Source organism: Candidatus Frankia alpina (assembly GCF_902806485.1).
GTDB lineage: Bacteria > Actinomycetota > Actinomycetes > Frankiales > Frankiaceae > Frankia > Frankia alpina.
Map to the genome: position 1 here is coordinate 1 of NZ_CADCWT010000427.1, position 2,128 is coordinate 2,128.

General features: G+C 67.2%; 2 protein-coding genes and 1 pseudogene. 2 read left to right on the forward strand and 1 reads right to left on the reverse strand.

What is annotated here, in order from left to right; all coding sequences use genetic code 11:
- Positions 1-516: pseudogene (locus G6R25_RS23610) on the forward strand (hypothetical protein); the annotation flags it as partial.
- Between the two features lie 73 nt (positions 517-589).
- Here G6R25_RS23610 and G6R25_RS23615 read toward each other — a convergent pair.
- Entirely contained in the window at positions 590-985 is a 396-nt protein-coding gene (locus G6R25_RS23615; protein WP_136449416.1) for a hypothetical protein, read from the reverse strand.
- A gap of 74 nt (positions 986-1,059) precedes the next feature.
- On the opposite strand from G6R25_RS23615, the gene G6R25_RS23620 reads away from it, so the two are divergent.
- The gene (locus G6R25_RS23620; RefSeq protein WP_235949503.1) at positions 1,060-1,704 is read left to right on the forward strand and encodes a DUF3387 domain-containing protein; all 645 of its coding nucleotides are present in this window, start codon (positions 1,060-1,062) and stop codon (positions 1,702-1,704) included.
- The last annotated feature ends 424 nt before the right edge of the window (positions 1,705-2,128 follow it).

The window sequence follows — 2,128 nt, forward strand, 5'->3', positions numbered from 1 at the left end:
TGGAAAGCCGTGGAAAGCATCGCGGCGCTTCCCGCGGCGGAGTTGCGTCCGCTCGAACTCCGCTGGTCCGGCGCGGACTGGTGGGACGAGATCCAATCGCTGCCCACGGGCGCACTCGACGGCTGGGACGCGGCCGCCGCGGCCACCCTCGCAGCCGCGGCGCCTCAGATGGTTGCCGGGGACCGGCTCACCCACATGGACCTGCACGGCGGACAGTTCCTCATTGACGGCCCGGTGGTGCGGGTCGTGGATTGGGCGCGGCCCGCCGCCGCCGCTGGCTGGGTCGATGCGGCGTCCATGGTGATCCGGCTTGTCGGGGCCGGCCACGAACCGGCCGACGCCGAACAGTGGGCGACCGGCCTCGCCTGCTGGGCGGTCACACCGGACGCCCTGACCGCGTTCGCCTGCTACGTGGCCGGCTTGTGGACGGTCCGGACCGCCCAAGGGGGAGGCTCGGTGGCCGCGTGGCGGGCCCAGGTAGCCCGCCGGTATGCCGCCGACCGACAGAGACGCTGAATCAAGGGTGCCGAGGCGGCACAGAGGACGGTTTCGCTGTTCTCTTCTCCGTCGGCTCAGCCGCTCCTCAGAATCACCCTGTCTGCTTGCCTGGATCGGGTTCCGGCCGGTGTGAGCCCAGAGTGAGGGCGAGCGCGTGCACGTCCTGGTGCCAGCGGCGCAGTTCGGTGGCGGTCGGTGAGAGCTCGTACGGGTGGTGGTGAACCGCGCGGGACAGGGATTCCCAGAGGTATTCCGCCGTGGCGGGAGGCTCGGGGCCCAGCACGCGAAGGTAGTGGAGACTGAGTAGCTGCGCGCGCATCGGGGTCTGCGCGACGGCCGGACGTTCACGGGCCCATAGGTCGTCCACGGCGGATTCGAGGGCGAGCCGTAGCAGCCACGCACACGCACGCGGCCACAGCCCGGCGATCTCGTCTGGACGTTCCCGCAGGAGGCTGTCGGCGACGTCGAGGTAGCGGAAGGTGATCATCGGAGCTCGCTGAGCTTGTCGACGAGCTTCTTGGCATCGGAAACCAGGTCCGTGAAATCGCCGCCGCCGGGGCCGTGTCCCTTCCCCTTGAGGGTGTTGAAAACCTTTCCGATCTGTACGAAGCGGCCGGGATCGAGCGGCCCGACCTCTCGCACCTCGACGAGGCGTACCTGGAGCGGCTGCGGGCGTCGAAGACCCCGAACCTCGCGATCGAGGCGCTACGGCGCGCCATCGAACAGACCATGCGCCAGGTCACGCGGCACAACCTGGTCCGCCAGCGCAGCTTCTCCGACCGGATCGTCGAGCTGATGAACGCCTACCGCAACCAGCATCTGAGCGCCGCCGAGATCCTCGCCAAGCTGGCGGAGATGGCCCAGGAGGTGAACACCGAAGGCGACCGCGGCCGGCACTTCACGCCACCGCTGTCCGCCGACGAGCTCGCGTTCTACGACGCCGTCGCGCAGAACGCCTCCGCCGTCGAGGAGCTGGGAGACGACAAGCTCGCCGAGATCGCGCGCGACCTCGTCGTCCAGGTCAGGAAGTCCGTGACGACCGACTGGACGAAACGTGAGGACGTCCGCGCGCGGATACGCACCATCATCAGGCGCCCGCTCGCCAGACACGGCTACCCGCCCGACGCGGCGCGGGAGGCGATCGACCTCGTCATCGCCGAGACGGAGACGTTCGCCGAGGACTGGGCCTCCAGCACCGAGCATTGACCCGGATCCTGAGCGTGGGTTCACAACGCAATGGGACGGCATCCGGGCGCCAGTCGTGTCACACGGTACCTGAACAGTAACGACGGGGGTAATAAATGACGGACATCGAGCTGCGGTCACTGGCCGACGCCCTGAAAGATCTCGAGATCATCGTTTTCTCTCACCCGCTAACGATTAGCAGGGGATTTCCGAACGTTAGCTGGTGGGATGATCGAGAGGGTTTTCTTGAGGCTGCCAAGGTCCTCAGTCCAATTTGCACGCACCCAGCTGGTCCGAAGAAACGTGGCCAAGATCTTCCTCGCCGATCGCGAGCCACTGGTCGTGAACGGCGAGTTCGTAGCACTGCTGGAGGATTCGGCATTCCGCCTGCACTCCAGGGCCGCGCGAAGGTCACCTTCCGTGCTGACTGGTTACTCTAGGTTGT